General features: G+C 61.3%; 21 protein-coding genes. 11 read left to right on the top strand and 10 right to left on the bottom strand.

Annotation, left to right across the window (positions count from 1 at the left end; translation table 11 throughout):
• Nucleotides 1-15 precede the first annotated feature (15 nt).
• Nucleotides 16-606, bottom strand: a complete 591-nt coding sequence (locus ACQRBT_RS01820) for a nitroreductase family protein (protein WP_412047712.1) — start codon at nucleotides 604-606, stop codon at nucleotides 16-18.
• 154 nt (nucleotides 607-760) lie between these two features.
• Here ACQRBT_RS01820 and ACQRBT_RS01815 point away from each other — a divergent pair, with 154 nt between their 5' ends.
• Nucleotides 761-1,210, top strand: coding sequence for a YcgN family cysteine cluster protein (locus tag ACQRBT_RS01815; protein WP_060753112.1), 450 nt, complete (start codon nucleotides 761-763; stop codon nucleotides 1,208-1,210).
• 13 nt (nucleotides 1,211-1,223) lie between these two features.
• The gene (locus ACQRBT_RS01810; protein ID WP_161549691.1) at nucleotides 1,224-2,444 is read left to right on the top strand and encodes a hypothetical protein; all 1,221 of its coding nucleotides are present in this window, start codon (nucleotides 1,224-1,226) and stop codon (nucleotides 2,442-2,444) included.
• Nucleotides 2,445-2,486: 42 nt separating this feature from the next.
• On the opposite strand, the gene ACQRBT_RS01805 is transcribed toward ACQRBT_RS01810, so the two are convergent.
• The 3 genes from ACQRBT_RS01805 to ACQRBT_RS01795 form a co-directional block, all read right to left on the bottom strand.
• Entirely contained in the window at nucleotides 2,487-2,837 is a 351-nt protein-coding gene (locus tag ACQRBT_RS01805; RefSeq protein WP_060753114.1) for a YgaP family membrane protein, read from the bottom strand.
• A 67-nt stretch (nucleotides 2,838-2,904) separates the two neighbouring features.
• Complete coding sequence (locus tag ACQRBT_RS01800; RefSeq protein ID WP_003189607.1) at nucleotides 2,905-3,372, bottom strand: RNA methyltransferase; 468 nt, start codon at nucleotides 3,370-3,372, stop codon at nucleotides 2,905-2,907.
• 95 nt (nucleotides 3,373-3,467) lie between these two features.
• Nucleotides 3,468-3,842: a YajD family HNH nuclease gene (locus ACQRBT_RS01795; RefSeq protein ID WP_060753115.1), complete on the bottom strand. Its 375-nt coding sequence runs from the start codon at nucleotides 3,840-3,842 to the stop codon at nucleotides 3,468-3,470.
• A 98-nt stretch (nucleotides 3,843-3,940) separates the two neighbouring features.
• Between ACQRBT_RS01795 and ACQRBT_RS01790 the strand changes: the two genes are divergently transcribed.
• The gene (locus tag ACQRBT_RS01790; protein ID WP_412047713.1) at nucleotides 3,941-4,861 is read left to right on the top strand and encodes a ParB/Srx family N-terminal domain-containing protein; all 921 of its coding nucleotides are present in this window, start codon (nucleotides 3,941-3,943) and stop codon (nucleotides 4,859-4,861) included.
• Nucleotides 4,862-4,871: 10 nt separating this feature from the next.
• On the opposite strand, the gene ACQRBT_RS01785 is transcribed toward ACQRBT_RS01790, so the two are convergent.
• On the bottom strand, nucleotides 4,872-5,558 hold the full coding sequence (locus ACQRBT_RS01785; RefSeq protein ID WP_060753117.1) for a hypothetical protein: 687 nt from the start codon (nucleotides 5,556-5,558) through the stop codon (nucleotides 4,872-4,874).
• Between the two features lie 78 nt (nucleotides 5,559-5,636).
• On the opposite strand from ACQRBT_RS01785, the gene ACQRBT_RS01780 reads away from it, so the two are divergent.
• Entirely contained in the window at nucleotides 5,637-5,921 is a 285-nt protein-coding gene (locus ACQRBT_RS01780; protein ID WP_060753118.1) for a hypothetical protein, read from the top strand.
• Here the strand turns inward: ACQRBT_RS01780 and ACQRBT_RS01775 are convergent.
• Entirely contained in the window at nucleotides 5,918-7,960 is a 2,043-nt protein-coding gene (locus tag ACQRBT_RS01775) for a S9 family peptidase (RefSeq protein WP_412047714.1), read from the bottom strand. The genes ACQRBT_RS01780 and ACQRBT_RS01775 overlap by 4 nt on opposite strands.
• 90 nt (nucleotides 7,961-8,050) lie before the next feature.
• On the opposite strand from ACQRBT_RS01775, the gene ACQRBT_RS01770 reads away from it, so the two are divergent.
• From ACQRBT_RS01770 to ACQRBT_RS01760, 3 genes are read left to right on the top strand one after another with little or no spacing between them, the layout of a single operon-like run.
• Entirely contained in the window at nucleotides 8,051-8,512 is a 462-nt protein-coding gene (locus ACQRBT_RS01770; RefSeq protein ID WP_060753120.1) for a hypothetical protein, read from the top strand.
• 30 nt (nucleotides 8,513-8,542) lie between these two features.
• Nucleotides 8,543-9,319: a class II glutamine amidotransferase gene (locus tag ACQRBT_RS01765; RefSeq protein ID WP_090366180.1), complete on the top strand. Its 777-nt coding sequence runs from the start codon at nucleotides 8,543-8,545 to the stop codon at nucleotides 9,317-9,319.
• Between the two features lie 11 nt (nucleotides 9,320-9,330).
• On the top strand, nucleotides 9,331-9,873 hold the full coding sequence (locus ACQRBT_RS01760) for a DUF2937 family protein (RefSeq protein WP_060753122.1): 543 nt from the start codon (nucleotides 9,331-9,333) through the stop codon (nucleotides 9,871-9,873).
• Between the two features lie 36 nt (nucleotides 9,874-9,909).
• Here the strand turns inward: ACQRBT_RS01760 and ACQRBT_RS01755 are convergent, their stop codons facing one another.
• A complete protein-coding gene (locus tag ACQRBT_RS01755; protein WP_060753123.1) occupies nucleotides 9,910-10,821 on the bottom strand; it encodes a LysR family transcriptional regulator in 912 nt (303 codons plus the stop codon).
• A 174-nt stretch (nucleotides 10,822-10,995) separates the two neighbouring features.
• Here ACQRBT_RS01755 and ACQRBT_RS01750 point away from each other — a divergent pair, with 174 nt between their 5' ends.
• Genes ACQRBT_RS01750 through ACQRBT_RS01740 form a run of 3 tightly spaced genes read left to right on the top strand, consistent with a single transcriptional unit; the run spans nucleotide 10,996 to nucleotide 13,348 of the window.
• Nucleotides 10,996-11,736: a 5-oxoprolinase subunit PxpA gene (locus tag ACQRBT_RS01750; protein ID WP_060753124.1), complete on the top strand. Its 741-nt coding sequence runs from the start codon at nucleotides 10,996-10,998 to the stop codon at nucleotides 11,734-11,736.
• Nucleotides 11,733-12,437: a 5-oxoprolinase subunit B family protein gene (locus ACQRBT_RS01745; RefSeq protein WP_104995814.1), complete on the top strand. Its 705-nt coding sequence runs from the start codon at nucleotides 11,733-11,735 to the stop codon at nucleotides 12,435-12,437. The genes ACQRBT_RS01750 and ACQRBT_RS01745 overlap by 4 nt, the downstream gene beginning before the upstream one ends.
• A complete protein-coding gene (locus ACQRBT_RS01740) occupies nucleotides 12,434-13,348 on the top strand; it encodes a biotin-dependent carboxyltransferase family protein (protein WP_412047715.1) in 915 nt (304 codons plus the stop codon). The genes ACQRBT_RS01745 and ACQRBT_RS01740 overlap by 4 nt, the downstream gene beginning before the upstream one ends.
• 127 nt (nucleotides 13,349-13,475) lie before the next feature.
• Here the strand turns inward: ACQRBT_RS01740 and ACQRBT_RS01735 are convergent, their stop codons facing one another.
• The 3 genes from ACQRBT_RS01735 to ACQRBT_RS01725 all read right to left on the bottom strand — a co-directional run bounded on the left by ACQRBT_RS01735 (nucleotide 13,476) and on the right by ACQRBT_RS01725 (nucleotide 16,672).
• Complete coding sequence (locus tag ACQRBT_RS01735) at nucleotides 13,476-14,654, bottom strand: vWA domain-containing protein (RefSeq protein ID WP_060753127.1); 1,179 nt, start codon at nucleotides 14,652-14,654, stop codon at nucleotides 13,476-13,478.
• Nucleotides 14,654-15,499, bottom strand: coding sequence for an AAA family ATPase (locus ACQRBT_RS01730; RefSeq protein ID WP_060753128.1), 846 nt, complete (start codon nucleotides 15,497-15,499; stop codon nucleotides 14,654-14,656). Before ACQRBT_RS01730 ends, ACQRBT_RS01735 begins: the two co-directional genes overlap by 1 nt.
• A 99-nt stretch (nucleotides 15,500-15,598) precedes the next feature.
• Nucleotides 15,599-16,672 (bottom strand): DUF748 domain-containing protein, encoded by a 1,074-nt coding sequence (locus ACQRBT_RS01725; protein ID WP_412047716.1) that lies wholly within the window; start codon nucleotides 16,670-16,672, stop codon nucleotides 15,599-15,601.
• Between the two features lie 125 nt (nucleotides 16,673-16,797).
• On the opposite strand from ACQRBT_RS01725, the gene cysK reads away from it, so the two are divergent.
• Nucleotides 16,798-17,772, top strand: a complete 975-nt coding sequence (gene cysK, locus ACQRBT_RS01720; RefSeq protein WP_060753130.1) for a cysteine synthase A — start codon at nucleotides 16,798-16,800, stop codon at nucleotides 17,770-17,772.
• The last annotated feature ends 106 nt before the right edge of the window (nucleotides 17,773-17,878 follow it).

Genomic DNA, 17,878 nt, shown 5'->3' with positions numbered 1-17,878 from the left:
TAAGGCTTAACGCGGTCACTGTGGGAGGCTGAAGTCACCCTCGCAGATCAGCTCGCTCAACGGCCGGCGCGAGCTCGGCGCTTCACGGCCTTGCAGGTATTCAGGCAAGGTCGATTTATCGCCCAGTTTGCCCACGGCCACGGCGGCGTGCAGCGCATAACCTTGCGGAATCTTCAGCTCCTTGCGCGTCAGTTCCTGATCGAAGCCGGCCATGCCGTGGGTGTGCCAGCCGGCGAGGCTGGCTTGCAGGGCCAGGTGACCCCAGGCAGAACCGGTGTCAAAGGTGTGCCACAGTGCCGGAGTTTCTTCGCTGGCGCCGGGGGCGATGAAGTCGGTTTTCGAGGCGATGATCACCAAGGCCGACGCGTGCTGCGCCCAGCCCCGGTTGAATTCATTGAGCAGGCCCAGGAAGCGCTCCCAGTTCGGCGTGTCGCGACGCGCATACAGGAAGCGCCACGGCTGTGAGTTGTAGGCCGACGGTGCCCAGCGTGCGGCTTCGAAAAAGCTCAGCAGCGTCTCTTGCGGAATGCTTTCGCCGGTAAAGGCCCGGGGCGACCAGCGGTCGGTGAATTGGGTGTGAATCGGGTAGTCGGCAACACGGCTCATGGGCAAGTTCCTGATCGTCAATTCGGTGCTCAAAGCTACTGCGCGGCGACTAGACTGACAAGTCTGGTCACACCGCCAGTCGTAAGCGCTTGGCCCCAAGGGGCTTGGGCACTAGACTGGCGGCCTTTTCACCTGATGATGTTGATGTAGAGCCATGGCCGCCAAAGTCGAACCTTTCTGGATACGCAAAACCCTTGAACACCTCGACCAGGAGGAGTGGGAGTCGTTGTGCGACGGCTGTGGCCTGTGCTGCCTGCAAAAGCTCGAGGATGAAGACGACAACAGTGTTTATTACACGCGTATCGCCTGCAAACTCCTCGACCTGAAAACCTGCCAGTGCACCGACTACCCCAACCGTCGCGCCTCGGTGCCTGATTGCATCCAGCTCACGCCGGGCCAGGCTGATCAGTTCAAATGGCTGCCGCCGACCTGCGCCTACCGCCTGGTCAGCGAGCGCAAAGACCTGCCGCTGTGGCACCACCTGGTCTGCGGTGACCGCGATGCGGTCCATCACGAACGCATTTCCCAGTCCGGGCGCATGCTCAGCGAAGGCAGCGTGCCCGAAGACGACTGGGAGGATTACCTGATCTTCCGTGCCGGTTGACCAAGGAGTGTGTATGCGGGGGGGAACCAAGCTGGCGGCAAGCCTGGTGTTGCTGGCGCTGAGCATGTCGGCGTGGTGTGCGAACAAAGTCGACCTGGATTATCACGTCAAGTTGCTGCCCCAGAGCGATCAGGCCGAAGTGCGCGTGAGCCTGTCCCAAGGCTCGGCGGTGCGCAGCCTCAACCTGGACCTGGGGCGCGCGGGCGATTACAGCGATTTCAAGGCCGACGGTCAGTGGACCGTCACCGGCAGCCGCGGCCTCTGGCAGCCCAGTGCCGACAAGTCCAGCCTGACCTACCGCGTGCGCCTTACCCATGCCCGCAAGCCCGGTGTCTATGAAACACGGATGACGCCCAACTGGGCGCTGCTGCGCGGTGAAGACCTGGTGCCAACCGCTCGGCTCGACCAACAGGACGGAACCGAGTTGGTTTCGCGCCTGGTGTTCGAATTGCCCTCCGGTTGGAAGAGCATCGAAACCGCCTGGCCGCGCATCGGTAAAAACAAATTTCGCGTCGATAACGTCTCCCGCCTGTTCGACCGCCCCACCGGCTGGATGCTCGCCGGCACCCTCGGCAGCCGTCGCATACGGCTGGGTGCAACCGAAGTCACCGTGGCCTCGCCCAAGGGCCAGGGCATGCGCCGCATGGATGTTTTGACGCTGCTGACATTCGTCTGGCCGCAAGTGGAAGCGGCGTTTCCGCGCCATCCAGCGAAACTCTTGATCGTGGGCGCCAACGATCCGATGCGCCGGGGCGTGGTGGCATCGCGTGATTCGATCTATCTCAGCAGTCGCACGCCACTGGTCAGCGAAAACGGCAGCAGCCCGCTGATCCGCGAGGTGGTGCAGGCCATCGGCCGCTTCAATGATCACGACAGCAGCGATTGGATTCGCGAGGGCCTGGGCGAGTATTACGCGATCGAGCTGATGCGCCGCGCCGGTGGTATCACCGATGAGCGCTACGCGGCCATACAGGCGCGGTTGGGCAAGGACGGCAAGGGCGTCAGCACATTGCGCGGCGAGCACATCAGCGCCGGGGCGGTGGCCCAGGCGGTGCTGCTGTTGCAGGAGCTCGACCGCGAAATCCGCGTGAAAACCCACAACAAGCGTTCGCTGGACGATCTGGCACAAGCGGTCATGCGGGTGAACAGCATCACCACTGCACAGTTCGTGCAACTGGCTGAAAGTGTGATCGGCGAGTCGTCGGTGGTGCTGGAGACCAAGCTGTTGCGTTGATCCCCAGTCATGTACCGATCAAAGTGTGGAAGGGGGCCGCGATTAACCAGCAGTCTTGGTGGCTTTTTCTGCGGCGACTTCCGCCTTGGTCTTCAGGTTCTTCAACTCTTGGCCGGCACGCTCAATCTTCGTGCGCACGCTGTTCATTTCCTGACGACCCTGCTCCAGCTTGTCCTTAAGCGAGCTGTGCCCGGTAAAACCACGGGCCAGCGCCACGCCGCCGATTGCCACTTGGATCAAGCCGAAAATCCCGCCACGGCGCAGGCCTTTGCCGACCATCATCACGCCGCCGGCCACCGAGCCGATACGTTCCCAGCCGTGCACGTTCTGGGTGGGCTGTGTGTCGAGTGGGGCGTGTTCGATAGCCGGTCGCAGGTATTTGCTGTCGCTCATGATCTCTCTCCAACAAGGGCAAGTGTAAATAGCTGACTGTTTGCACGCGCCGGATGTTCCCGGAAAATTAATACTTGGGGCCTGAACGGGTGTTGTTGCCCTTGGCCAGGCGATCGTAGAGCACCACGTTGACCGTGGCGGCGAGGTTCATGCAGCCGGTAGTCGGGATGTACACCACGTCCTCACACCAGTCACGAATCTCTTTGTCGAGGGAGCCATCTTCGGGGCCGAAGATGTACAGCGCGCGGTCGGGGTGAGTGTATTCGGGCAGCGGGCGGGCGCCTTCCACCAGTTCCACGGCGACCGGGATACAGCCCAGGGGCAGGATCTTTTTCAGGTCATCGATGCCGATCAGGGGAATGTCGTGGTGGACCTTCTTGGTATCGGTGATGAAGTCCCGGGCGCGCTCGTAACGCACGCCGGTGTAAAACACCGAGGCCACGCCGTAGCAGCCGGCGGCACGCATCACCGAGCCGACGTTCTCGGGGGATTTGGGGTTATACAGACCGATGCAGCTGTAGCGTTTATTGCCCACGGGAGTGCCTTAAAAAGGCAGCATTATAGCGGCAAGCTTCAAGCTGCAAGTTAAAAGCAGAGCGGCTTTTTCTTGCAGCTTGCAGCTTGAGGCTTTCAGCTGTCCTTCTTCATCAACCCAGCCAACGCCGCAAACGGGTTATGGGTGGCCTTGGCAATGGTCGGGCTGCTGGTGGAGCCGTCGCCGAAGTACTGCTGGTCGGTGTAGCGCGAGTGTTCGTTGTCGTGGCAATACAGGCACAGCAGCTCCCAGTTGGAGCCATCCTGGGGGTTGTCATCATGGTTATGGTTGCGGTGGTGTACTGTCAGTTCACTCAAGCGTTTTCCGGAAAACTCCCGGGCGCAGCGGCCGCATACGTGTGGGTACATCTTCAAGGCTTTGTCGCGGTAGCCCATTTCCCGATCGCGCTGGGCATCGGCGAGGATGCGATCCAGCTTGGCGGTGTGGGAGGGCGGGTTGGTCGAGCTCATCATGGCTCCTGGCTATTAGCGGGTTCACGGATAGGGTTGATTCTAGCCGCTCGCGCTGTAAATGACTGCTTCACTTTACATACAAGGATCTGAAACTCATGCGTCTGCATTCATGGATTGTTGCGTTACTGCTGTGTGTCGTCACCGCCCAGGCCCAGGCGTTCTCCACACCCAAACCGGGGCAGGTGATCGAGGTGGAACTCGAACAACTGCATCCAACCCAGGCTGTGGTGGGTTTTGACCAGATCTACTACAGCCTCGGCTTGTTTGCCGACAAGCCGGCCAAGGTCTTCGATGAGTACTGCGAGACCAACGGCCAGGGCGCCGCCGACAAAGTGCCGAAAAAGGCCGACCTGCACCAACCGAGCAGTTTCACCTGCAAGGACCCGGTAGGCGCCCATCCCGAAGACATGAAAACCGTGGTCGTCGGCCCGGCCGGTCAGTTGTACCTCACCGACGGTCACCACAGCTTCACCACCTTGTGGGAAGTGCCCGGCGGCGGTCCCAAGCTGAAAATGTGGGTCAAGGTCACCGATGATTTCAGCGGCAGCCCGGACATGGCCGCTTTCTGGCAGTGCATGCAGGCGGCGCGCAAGGTCTGGCTCAAGGACAACCAGGGCCAGGCGCTGTCGCCCGCGAAATTGCCGGCGCACCTGGGCTTCAAGAACCTGCAGGACGACACTTTCCGCAGCCTGGTGTATTTCACCCGCAAGGCCGCCTACGGCAAGCCGGACGATGGCGCCATCGCGCCGGAATTCCTGGAGTTCTACTGGGGCAACTGGCTGCGCACCCAGATCGACCTGGGCGCCTACAACCTGGACAAGAAGGGCGGCTACAAGGATGCCATTGAAGCGGTGGCCAAGCGTATGGTCAGCCTGGCACCGGGCTCACCGGTCGGTGACAGCGGTTTTACCGCGCATCAACTGGGCGGCATGACCCAGCTGGACCGCAATGAGCTGGAAAAGACGTTCGACAAGAAAGTGCCGTACGTGATCGATTACCGCAAGTCCCTGAACTGACCGTCTGTGTTCAACCTTTGATTTTTTCCGCAATCCAGATGGTATGCCGGGTGCCCTTGTTGCCATGGGCAAAGACTTGCACTTCTTCGGCCTTGAACCCGGCCTTGCGCAGTTTGTCGCTGAACAGCCTGTCGGCGCTGGCCGACCACACGGCCAGCACGCCTTTGGGGCGCAGGGCCTTGGCGCAGGCGGCCAGGCCGGCGGCGGAATACAACCAGCTATTGGCCTTTTGCGTCAGGCCTTCGGGACCGTTGTCCACATCGAGCATGATCGCGTCAAAGCCCTGGGGCTCGGCTTGCAGCACCTTGGCCACGTCCTCCAGGCGGATCACCGTGCGCGGGTCCAGCAACGGGCGCCCGGACTTTTCCCCGAGCGGGCCGCGGTTCCACTCGACCACGCCCGGTACCAACTCCGCGACCACCACTTCGGCCGTCTTGCCCAGGTGCTTGAGGGCCGAGGCCAGGGTAAAGCCCATGCCCAGGCCGCCGATCAACACGCGTGAACCCGCACGGCCGGCGACCTTGCGGCAGGGAATTTCCGCCAGCGCATCCTCGGAGCCGTGCATGCGCGTATTCATCAACTGGCCGCCATCGCCCCCCTGAATCTTGATGACAAAATCCTCGCCATATTCGAACAGGCACAAGGCACCGCCGTTGTCGGGGATCGGGGTGGTGTCCAGCAGAACGAAACGTTTCATGGAAATCTCATTGAGAAGGGCATTCTTGCGCGGTTGGGAGTAGCCTTACGGTATTCCGGTCAGGCCATGGAGCCATCGATGAAGTGCAACATTCTAACGGCCATTGTGCTGGGCGCGCTCACATTGGGTACGGCGCAGGCTCAAGAGGCGCAAACCGTGCCGGTCGCACCCGCGCCAACCCCAGGTGCCCCGGGCACACCGACCCCCACGTTGTATCCGCAAGTCAGCCCGCCCGCCGCCCCCAAGGCCACTGTCAACGGCTCGCCCGCGCTGGAGCCGATTGTGTTGCCCACGCCGCCGAAAGACCAGACGGTGCCTGGCCTGCAACAGAGCGACAGCAAGCCGAAGACGCCCGGCGGTTAGGCCAACCCCAGGGCCTTGAACACAAAACCGTATTCAAGCGCCACGTCACGCAGTCCCTGGTAACGGCCACTCATGCCGCCATGGCCGGCGCCCAGTTCGGTCTTGAGCAGCAGCAGGTTGTCGTCCGTCTTGGTGTCACGCAGCTTGGCCACCCACTTGGCGGCTTCCCAGTACTGCACGCGGCTGTCGTTGTAGCCGGCGATCACCAAGGTGGCCGGGTAGGCTTGCGCGCTGACGTTTTCGTAAGGCGCGTAAGCCTTGAGGCGTGCGTAGACCTCGGGCTCTTCAGGGTTGCCCCACTCGTCATACTCGGTGATGGTCAATGGCAGCTCCGGGTCGAGCATGGTGTTGAGCACATCGACGAACGGCACTTCGGCAATCGCCGCCTGGAACAGCTCCGGGCGCTGGTTGAGTACCGCGCCGATCAACAGGCCACCGGCGCTGCCGCCGCTGATCGCCAATTGTCTGGATGTGGTCAGGCCCTGGGCGATCAGGTGCTCGGCGCAGGCGATAAAATCGCTGAAGGTATTCTGCTTGTGCGCCTGCTTGCCGTTGCGATACCAGGCTTCCCCCAGCTCGCCACCGCCGCGCACATGGGCAATGGCAAAGGCGACGCCACGGTCGAGCAGGCTCAGGCGTGCATGCGAAAACCACGGGTCCAGGCTCGAACCGTAGGCGCCGTAGCCGTAGAGGTACAGCGGTGTGGTTTTACCGAGCTGGTCACGCTTGACCACCAGGCTGATCGGCACCTGGGTGCCGTCGACGGAGGTCGCCCACAGGCGCTGGCTGACGTAGTCATCGGCGTTGAATGCGCCGAGCACCGGGGTCTCCTTGAGCACCGTTTGCGCGCCTGTCGGCAGTTCGAGCTGACGGACCTGGGCCGGGCGATTCAGCGCTTCGTAGCGCAGGCGGATCTTGTCGCTCGGAAATTCCAAGCTGTTTTGTACGTAGAGGCTATAGGCAGCGTCGGGTAATTCCACGCGGTACGTCGGCATGCCCTGAGGGTGCACTTCGATCACCGGCAGGCCGCCGATGCGCAGGCTGAGGGTCATGGCGCCGGCGTTCAGGCTCACACCGTCGAGCATGACCTCGTCGCTGTGCGGGATCAGGTTCTGCCAGTCGGCCTCGTCGGGCACGCTGCCGGTGTCGGCGGCGACGAACAGTGCGTAGTTGATGCCGTCGCGGTTGCTGCGGATAAACCAGGTCCACTCGCCGTCACGCTGGCCGTGGTCGACATCGTATTCATGGTCCTCGACCCGTGGCGCCAGGCAGGTGAAGTCCTGCTCTGGGTGGTCGGCGTCCAATGCCCAGGTCTCGCTGGTGGTCTTGCTGCCCAGGGCCAGCAGCAGCTGGCGCTCGGAGCTGGAGCGGTAGCAATGCAGGAAGAAACGTCCGTCGGGCTCGTGGAACACCTCCTGCGCCGCCGTACCGTCCAGGCGATAGCGATGCAGTTTGTGCGGGCGATGGGTATCGTCCAGTTCGCCGAAAAACAGGGTCAGGCTGTCATTGGCCCAGGTCATGCTGCCGTCGCAGTTTTCGAACTCCAGTTCGCTGACTTTGTCGGTGGCCAATTCCTTCACGTACAGGGTGTAGATCTCTTCACCGCTGGTATCCACGCTGTAGGCCAGGCGCTGATGGTCCGGGCTGATACTGAAGGCGCCGAGGGAGAAGAAACCACCCTTGGCCAGCACGTTGGGGTCAAGCAGCAGCTCTTCGCTGCTCTCATCCACTTGGTGGCTGTCATCCGCCGGGCGACGGCAGCGATAGTGGCGAGCGTATTCGTCACCCGCGGTGGTCCGTGTGTAATACAGGTACGGTCCCCAGGGCGAGGGCAGGGACAGGTCGGTTTCCAGGATGCGACCCTTGATTTCTTCGAACAGGGTTTCGCGCAGGGCTTTCTGGTCGGCGAGCTGTGCTTCCTGCCAGGCGTTTTCAGCCCTGAGGTAATCGAGTACCTCGGGGTTGTCACGCTCTTGCAGCCAGGCGTAAGGGTCTGGGCCTTGACCCTTGCGGGCAATCGGGGCGGTCGCTATAGGCATGGAATACTCTCCGTCTGGCGCAGGGTCGCAGGCATTGCAGCCGAGACGCGCAAAAGCCGTTATCATAGCCGCCTGTTTGCCTACCTTGCCATGGACACCATGACCGAGAACGACTATCTGATCGCTTGGGGCCTTTACGCCTTCGCCGCTTTGGGCTGCCTGTTGGTATGGTGGCGCCTGACCCGCTGGATCTGGCGTTGGCTGCGCGAGCCGCTGCAATTGCTGATGGCCGTGTTGCTGTTCAGCCCGACCATCGTCGACCCGGTCAAGACCCAGTTCGCCCCGGCGGTGGCCATCACCGCCATGGACCTGGTGCTCAAGGTCGGCAATAACGCCTGGCGGGCCATTTCCGATCTGTTCATGTACACGATGATCGCGTTTGCCGTGTATCTCGTGTTTGTGTTGATCCGCTGGCCCATCGAGCGCGCCGCCAATGCCCGTCGCGAGCGCAAGGCGGCGGTCGATGCCGCGTTGGCCGCCGAGCAGGACGACGAGGAACCCTTGCGCCGCCCGGCACCGGTCAGTGGTGTACGGGTCGAGCCGCGCCTTTGACGTCGTCCGCCCTGCAGCGAGAGCCCTGGCATGTGTGAATTGATGGGCATGAGTGCCAACGTCCCCACCGATATCGTATTCAGTTTTACCGGGCTGATGCAGCGCGGCGGACGCACCGGCCCCCACCGTGATGGCTGGGGCATTGCTTTCTATGAAGGCCGTGGCCTGCGCCTGTTCCAGGACCCGGCTGCCAGCAGTGAATCGGAAGTCGCCTTGCTGGTGCAGCGTTATCCCATCAAAAGTGAAGTGGTGATTGGTCATATCCGCCAGGCCAACGTGGGCAAGGTGTGCCTGTCCAATACCCACCCGTTCGTGCGTGAACTGTGGGGGCGCAACTGGTGTTTTGCGCACAACGGCCAGCTGGCGGACTTTAACCCCCGCGCCACGTTCTACCGGCCGGTGGGCGATACCGACAGCGAAGCGGCGTTCTGCGACTTGCTCAACCGCGTGCGTGAGGCCTTCCCCGAACCTGTGGAGATCGAACAGGTCTTGCCTGACCTGATCGCCGCTTGTGCCGAATACCGCAGCAAAGGCGTGTTCAACTGCCTGCTCAGTGACGGCGACTGGCTGTTTTGCTACTGCTCGACCAAACTGGCACAGATCACCCGGCGCGCCCCTTTTGGCCCGGCTCGCTTGAAGGATGTCGACGTGATCGTCGATTTTCAGGCCGAAACCACGCCCGATGACGTGGTCACGGTCATCGCCACCGAACCTTTGACCGACAACGAAAACTGGACCCGCTACGAACCGGGCCAATGGAGCCTGTGGCGACGCGGTGAATGCGTCAGCCAGGGCGTCACCGAGTAAGGATATCGACCATGTTGCTCAGTTATCTGCGGTTGGTACTGTTTGCCATTGGCTTGCTGGTCGGTGTGCAAGTACCGGGGTTTATCAACGACTATGCCAAGCGCGTCGAAGCTCACTTGATCGAAGCCCAGACCGGCCTGCGTGGCTTCGATGCCACCGCGCAACAGTTCTTCAACGGCGACTTGCAGGCATTGGTGGCGCATTACCGCGCCAGTGACGACCCGGTGTTCCGCAGCGATGCCAACAGCCTGGGCACCTTGCTCGACCGCCAGGTGGCGTTGGACAAGCAATTCCAGGCCATGCAAGGCCCGTGGTATATCCGCGCCCTGCAAGTGGCGGTGGCCGCCGACCCGGACATTCGTCGGGAAACCTGGAACGGCTACAGCTACCAGATCCTGCTCACGCCCGAAGCCATGGGCTGGGGGCTGGGTGGGGCGATGTTGTTGTCGTTCGGCTTGGAGTGCCTGTATCGCTTGATCGACTGGATCGTGCTGGGCGGCAAGCGCATGCGCCAGAGCCGGCCGATTGAAGAACGCGACCTCAAGGGTCTCTGACCTAATGTGGGAGGGAGCAAGCCCCCTCCCACCGTTTCAGCTCAGGACCATCCGCTCCTCGCCGACTTCCTCGGCATAACGGGCCACGACTGTCTGGCACAACCCCACAATCTCCTCCACCAACTCCACTCCCACACGCCACGACACCACCACCTGCAAGTTCGGCAGTTTTTGCGTCATGGGCAACATCACCAATTCCCCCCGCGCCAATTCCTCGCTGACCAGCACCGGCGGTAGCGCCCCAATGCCGAAGCCATCGCGCAGCAAACGGGTAATCGCCGACACCGAATTCACACAGTTCATCCGTGGCGCGGCCACGCCGTTGGCCTGCATCAGGCTCAGCACGTCCTGGTGCGGGTGGGAATTTTTCGAGTAGGTAATGATGCGCTCCTGGGCCAGTTCGGCGAGGGAGGCGTAGTCGCGGTGGTAAATCGAGTGGCTGGCGACGATCCAGGCCATGGGATGGCTGGCCAGTTCCAGGCTGCGCACGGTTTCCAGGCGCAGCAGGTCGGTTTGCAGGATCAGATCGAGAAAGCCTTTTTGCAGCTGATCGCTGAGGTTCAATGCGGTATCGGCGATCAACTCGATTTCCACCAGCGGAAAATGATCCATCAGTTCCGCCACCAACGGGCTCAGCCAGGTGTGGATGACAGTGTCCATCACGCCGATCCGAATGCGCCCGACCTTGCTGCTGGTGGTTTCCAGGGACCGCTTCAGCTCTTGCATGGTCCCCATCATTTGCTCGGCGTAATCGAGCACCTTCAAGCCTTCCGGGGTCAGGCTCACGCCCCGTGAGTCGCGCAGCAACAGCTTCACACCCAGCTCGCTTTCCAACACCGCAATGCGGCTGGAAATCGAGGCCTGGGTCGTGAACAGCTTCTCGGCGGTTAGTCGAAAGCTCTTGAGCTTGGCCACCCAGACGAAGGTTTCGAGGAACTTCAAATTCATGGGATCAACTTTTCTTATGCATGGATCGGTTTTTATTAGTTGGACGCCGCACCGGGCAAACGCCAAAAATCGAGCCATTCCACGATAAGCGTCGTTGGGGTATGAGGACAAGTTGCGAGTTCCGGGTAAAAAATCCCACACTACAAAAAAACAACGCCTACAGGAGCGCCCACCGTGAGCCGTCTGTTATTGAATTGCGATATCGGCGAAAGCTTCGGTAACTGGACCATGGGTCTGGATGCCGAGGTCATGCCGTTCATCGATTGCGCCAACGTGGCCTGCGGTTTTCATGCCGGCGACCCGAGCATCATGCGCAAGACCGTCAGCCTGGCTTTCAAGCATGGCGTGCAAGTCGGTGCACACCCGGCCTACCAGGACCTGCAAGGCTTCGGCCGTCGCTCCATGGCCTACACGGCCCAGGAGATCCAGGACCTGCTGCATTATCAGATCGGCGCTCTCGATGGCATTTGTCGCGCCCAGGGTGGACGGGTCAGCTACGTCAAACCCCATGGGGCGATGTACAACGACATGATGGCCAACCCCGCGCAACTGCGTGCAGTGATCCAGGCCGTGGCGGCTTATGGCGATTTGCCGCTGATGCTGCTGGCCACCCGCGACAACAGCGCGGCCCAGGCGCTGGGTGATGAATACGGTGTGATCCTGTGGTTTGAAGCGTTCGCCGACCGCGCCTACGACGCCAAGGGCCACCTGGTTTCGCGTCAGTTGCCGGGGGCCGTGCATCACGACGCCGACACGATCTTGCAGCAGGCCCTGACCATTTCCCGTGGTGCAGCCCTGACGGCCAGCGACGGCAGCGCCTTGATCTTGCAGGCCAACACCTTGTGCGTGCATGGCGATAACGCCAGTTCGATCGCTGCGGTACAACGCATCCGCGAGGCGTTGAAGTCAGCATGAAGCCACGCATTGAAGTGGTCGCCATTGACGGCTTGATGGTGCGTCTGTTCGACGTGATTGCCGAAGCCAATATGCCGTGGATGCTCGCCGCCACTCAGCGCTTGCGCGAGAGGTTCGGCGCGGCGCTGGTGGATCTGGTGCCGTCTTACACCACCTTGATGGTGCATTACGATCTCACGGCGCTCAGCCCGGCCCAGGCACGCGAGTTGATCGACCTGGCATTGACTGACCTGCAACCTCAGGTTCAGGGCAGCGGCCAAGCCCATGTGCTGCCGGTGTGGTACGACCTGAGCGTGGGCCCGGAGCTGACGTTGCTCAGCCGGCGCAGTGGCCTGGCGGTTGAGGAGGTGATCCGCCGTCACAGCGCCCATGAATATCAGGTGTTCGCCCTCGGCTTTGCCCCGGGGTTCGCGTTCATGGGGCTGGTGGATGAAATCCTCGCCACACCGCGCCTCAATACGCCGCGCAAACGCATCGCGGCGGGGAGCGTTGGCATCGCTGAACGGCAAACCGCCGCCTACCCGGTGATCTCTCCCGGCGGCTGGAACCTCATCGGGCGCACCCCGGCCAAACTCTTCGACCGCGAACGTGACGGCTACAGCCTGATGCAGCCCGGCGACACGGTGCGTTTCGAGCCGGTCGACCACGCCGAATTCATCAACCTGGGTGGCGACGACACGCCGTTGGAGGCGCAGGCATGAGCCACTTGTTGATCGAGGCCAGCACGCCGCTGTGCCTGTTGCAGGATGCGGGCCGCTTTGGTGTGCGCCACCTGGGCGTGACGCAGGGCGGGGCGCTGGATTGGGTCTCGATGTCCTGGGCCAATTGGCTGCTGGGCAATGCGCTGGATGCGCCGGTAGTGGAAATCACCTTGGGCGGCTTTACCCTGCAGGCCGAGGATTATTGCCTGCTGGCGTTGGCCGGGGCGGATCTGGGCGCGTATATCGATGAGCGCGCGATCAGCCCAGGCCGCAGTTTTATCCTGCAAAAGGGCCAGCGGCTGCGCTTCACCCAGCCGTTCAGTGGCGCCCGGGCTTACCTGGCGGCACCGGGCGGGTTCGATGCGCCGCCGGTGTTGGGCAGCTGCGCCACGGTCGTGCGCGAGGAGCTGGGCGGCCCGGACGGTTTCGGCAAGGCGTTGGCCCAAGGCGGTCGCCTGGCTTATTCCGGTGTCGGCGGGGCGATGAGGGTGTTGGCTGATCCGGTCTTGCCCGCCAAGGCGCCGCTGGAGGTGATCGTCGGTGCGCAGATCGGCCAGTTCAGCGGCCAAAGCCTGTTTGATGCGTTCAACAGCGAATGGACCCTCGATAGCCGCGCCGACCGCATGGGTATGCGCCTGCTGGGCACGCCGTTGCAGTACCAGGGGCCGTCATTGATTTCCGAAGGGATTCCGTTGGGGGCGATCCAGGTGCCGCCGGATGGGCAGCCGATTGTGTTGCTTAATGATCGACAGACGATTGGGGGGTATCCGCGCCTGGGTGCCTTGACGCCGTTGGCGCTGGCGCGATTGGCGCAGTGCCTGCCGGGGGATACGGTGAGGTTGACGCCGGTGGTGCAGGAGACTGCGCACCGGCAGCATGTCGACTTTTTACTGCGGCTGGCCACGGTCTAAAAGACACTGGGATCAAAATGTGGGAGGGGGCTTGCTCCCGATAGCAGTGTGTCAGTCAGCCCATCAGGTACTGAGCCACCGCCATCGGGAGCAAGCTCCCTCCCACATTGGATCTCAGGAGGCGTGTTTATTTGGAGAGAAAACGCATGCCTTCTTCGAGCCCGCGCAGGGTCAGCGGATACATCTGGTCTTCCACCAACTCCCGCACAATCCCGGTCGACGCCGTATAGCCCCACGTGTCCTTCGGATACGGGTTGATCCAGATCAGCTTCTTGTACTTGGCCATGAAGCGCTGCATCCACACATACCCAGGCTCCTCGTTCCAGTGCTCGACGCTGCCACCGGCTTGCGTGATTTCGTAGGGCGCCATTGACGCGTCGCCGATGAAAATCACTTTGTAATCCGCGCCGTACTTGTGCAGCAGGTCTTGTGTGGACGTGCGTTCCGAGGTGCGACGCTGGTTGTTCTTCCACACCGACTCGTACACAAAGTTATGGAAGTAGAAGTACTCCAGGTGCTTGAACTCGGTCTTGCACGCGGAAAACAACTCTTCGCAGATCTTCACATGGGCGTCCATCGAGCCGCCGATATCGAACAGCAACAGCAGCTTGATGGTGTTGCGCCGCTCCGGACGCATCTGGATATTCAGCAGGCCGGCATCGCGGGCGGTGTGGTCGATGGTGCCGTCGATGTCCAACTCTTCCGCCGCGCCTTGACGGGCGAACTTGCGCAGGCGGCGCAGCGCGATCTTGATGTTGCGCGTGCCCAGCTCGACCTGATCGTCGAGGTTCTTGTACTCGCGCTGGTCCCACACCTTTACGGCTTTGCCCTGGCGCTTGCCCGCATCGCCGACGCGGATACCTTCCGGGTTGTAACCACCGGAGCCGAAGGGGCTGGTGCCGCCGGTGCCGATCCACTTGTTGCCGCCGGCGTGGCGTTCTTTCTGTTCTTCCAGGCGTTTCTTGAATTCCTCGATCAATTTGTCGAGGCCGCCCAGGGACTGGATCTGCGCGCGTTCCTCATCGGTCAGCGAGCGTTCGAACTCCTTGCGCAGCCAGTCTTCCGGGATCAGCGCCTGCAGATGGTCATCGAGTTTTTCCAGGCCGTTGAAGTAGGCACCGAAGGCGCGGTCGAACTTGTCGTAATGCCGTTCGTCCTTGACCAGAATCGCCCGGGCCAAGTAGTAAAACTCGTCCATGTCGGCGAAAGTCACCCGCTGTTTCAGGGCGTTGATCAGGTCGAGCAGCTCGCGTACCGACACTGGCACCTTGGCTGCACGCATCTCATTGAACAGGTTGAGCAACATTATCGATTACCGCGACGGCTCATGAAGGCCAGGCGTTCCAGCAACTGAACGTCCTGCTCGTTCTTCACCAGGGCGCCGGCCAGGGGCGGAATGGCCTTGGTCGGGTCGCGCTCGCGCAGCACGGCCTCGCCGATGTTGTCGGCCATCAGCAGTTTGAGCCAGTCGACCAGCTCGGAAGTGGAAGGTTTTTTCTTCAGGCCCGGGACTTTGCGCACATCGAAGAATACGTCCAGCGCTTCGCTGACCAGTTCTTTCTTGATATCGGGGTAGTGCACATCCACGATCTTTTGCAGGGTGGTTCGGTCGGGGAAGGCGATGTAATGGAAGAAGCAGCGGCGCAGGAAGGCGTCCGGCAGTTCTTTTTCGTTGTTGGAGGTAATGATGATGATCGGGCGTTTTTTGGCCTTGATGGTCTCGTCGATTTCGTAGACGTAGAACTCCATCTTGTCGAGTTCTTGCAGCAGGTCATTGGGAAACTCGATGTCAGCCTTGTCGATTTCGTCGATCAGCAGGATGACGCGTTCTTCGGATTCGAAGGCTTCCCAGAGCTTGCCCTTCTTCAGGTAGTTGCGCACGTCGTGGACTTTATCCACGCCCAACTGCGAGTCGCGCAGGCGGCTGACCGCATCGTACTCGTACAGGCCCTGGTGGGCCTTGGTGGTGGACTTGATGTGCCAGGTGATCAGCTTGGCGCCGAAGGATTCGGCCAGTTGCTCGGCGAGCATGGTCTTGCCGGTGCCCGGTTCGCCCTTGACCAGCAACGGGCGTTCCAAAGTAATGGCAGCGTTGACGGCCAGTTTCAAGTCGTCGGTGGCAACGTAGGCCTGGGTGCCTTCGAACTTCATCGGTCATTCCTCGAATTCATCTATGCCCGGACTATACCGCGCAGCCCCGGCGACTGTGAACGCAGGCGGATTATTCAGTCTCTGAATGACCGGTCACATTCAATTCGCCGAAGGTTTGGGTTGTTCATATCGCGCATTGAAGGCCTGGATGAAACCGTTACGCAAAATCGCCAAAAACGCGGAGAACGCGCTGATATTTTGCTGGTGCACGCTGCCGCTTAACTCTACGCGGGTGGCAAACTGGTTTTTGTTCTGGTTCTTCAATACGGTTTCGCTGGCGCCGACCACGGCTTCCCAGATCGAGCGGAAGATGTTCTTGTCCTTGTTCTCGACGTCCTGCTGCCAGTCGAACACCTCGACATCACGCAGCAGCGGCTTGATATAGCCTTTCAACTGGCCTTTTTCGGCCTGGGCCTCGATCACCACATCGCCGGTGCCGGCCTTGAAGTCGAATTTGCCGTAGGCCGAGGCGAACTCATTCATACGCTTGAGTTGCAGGTCTTTGGCGCGGAAACGGAATTCGAAATCTTCGAAATTGCTCAACGGATCAAAGGTGGCGGAGGCTTCCAGCGGAGCCTGGCCCTGCAACAGGGCTTTGCCTTCGAAGCTGGCGTCACGCTTGCCCTGGACGTCGACCACATTGGTCAGGTTGTAGAAACTGGCGTTCACCGAACTGGCCTTGATATTCACCGGCGGCTTGGAGGTGAAGTTGTGAAAGGCGATCTTGCCGTCTTGAATGCGCACTTCGTTGAGCGTGATCGGCAACAGTTTGCCCAACTGTTCACGCCAGTCGGTGCCCTTACCGGTCTGCGAGGATTGCTGGTTGCCGCCGTCGACAAAATTCAGCTCCGGCTGGAAGAACTGCACCTCGGCCACCACGGCGTGGTCGTACCACAGCGAATGCCAGCTCACCGACAGATCGATCACCGGCGCCTTGACGAACGGCACCGGCACCTTGCCGTCGACCTTGACGATCTGCAAGCCGTTGATCCGGTACGCGCCGCGCCACAGCGCCACGTCCACATCAGTGATCTGGCCACGGTAATCGCCCATGTCGGCGAGCTTGTCATTGAGGTAATTGCGCACCAGATAGGGCAGGGCCAGGTCCAGGGCGATCAACAGCACCACCAGTACGGCGACGATCCATAGCAGCCCACTGTAGCGACGTTTCATAGTGAGGTTCTCCAACGGTATAGGCGATGGACCTTTGGCGTGGGCGCAACGTTCCTCTGACTGGACGCCTCGGATGACGAGGCATACCCTTGGGGCCATTGTTCAAATTGCTTTAAGGACCCGTCATGAGCCGCATCTTTGCAGACAACGCGCACTCCATCGGTAATACGCCCCTGGTACAGATCAACCGCATCGCACCGCGTGGCGTGACCATCCTGGCCAAGATCGAGGGGCGTAACCCGGGCTATTCGGTGAAGTGCCGCATTGGCGCGAATATGATCTGGGACGCCGAGAGCACCGGTAAACTCAAGCCGGGCATGACCATTGTCGAGCCGACATCCGGCAACACCGGCATTGGCCTGGCCTTTGTCGCCGCGGCCCGTGGCTACAAACTGCTGCTGACCATGCCAGCGTCCATGAGCATCGAACGCCGTAAGGTGCTCAAGGCCCTCGGTGCCGAACTGGTGCTGACCGAGCCGGCCAAAGGCATGAAGGGCGCCATCGAAAAAGCCGGCGAAATCGTTGCCAGCGATCCGTCCCAGTACTTTATGCCGGGCCAGTTCGAGAACCCGGCCAACCCGGCGATCCACGAAAAAACCACCGGCCCGGAGATCTGGAACGACACCGACGGCGCTGTGGATGTGCTCGTGGCAGGCGTGGGCACCGGCGGCACCATCACTGGCGTGTCGCGGTATATCAAGAAGACGGTCGGTAAGCCGATTGTGTCGGTGGCCGTCGAGCCGATCATCTCGCCGGTGATCACTCAGGCGCTGGCCGGGGAAGAGATCAAGCCCAGCCCGCATAAAATCCAGGGGATCGGCGCTGGTTTCGTACCGAAAAACCTCGATTTGTCGATGGTCGACCGCGTCGAACTGGTGACTGACGATGAGTCCAAGGCCATGGCCCTGCGCCTGATGCAGGAGGAGGGGATCCTGTGCGGTATTTCCTGTGGCGCCGCCATGGCGGTGGCCGTACGCCTGGCGGAGAAACCGGAAATGCAGGGCAAGACCATCGTGGTGATCCTGCCGGACTCCGGTGAGCGCTACCTGTCGAGCATGCTGTTCAGTGATTTGTTTACCGAGCAAGAGAACCAGGCTTGATCGCCTGTAGTGAGCGGGCTTGCCCCGCGCTGGGGGGCGCAGCCGCCCCAACAAGGACGCCGCGGTGTTTTAGAAAGACCGAGGTGTCTGGATTTAGGGCGGCTTC

Origin of the sequence: Pseudomonas sp. R19M, from assembly GCF_050312585.1 — a bacterium.
Classification (GTDB): Bacteria; Pseudomonadota; Gammaproteobacteria; order Pseudomonadales; family Pseudomonadaceae; genus Aquipseudomonas; species Aquipseudomonas palleroniana.
The sequence above is the reverse complement of the archived record's forward strand: the minus strand, read 5'-3'. Positions and strand labels throughout refer to the sequence as shown.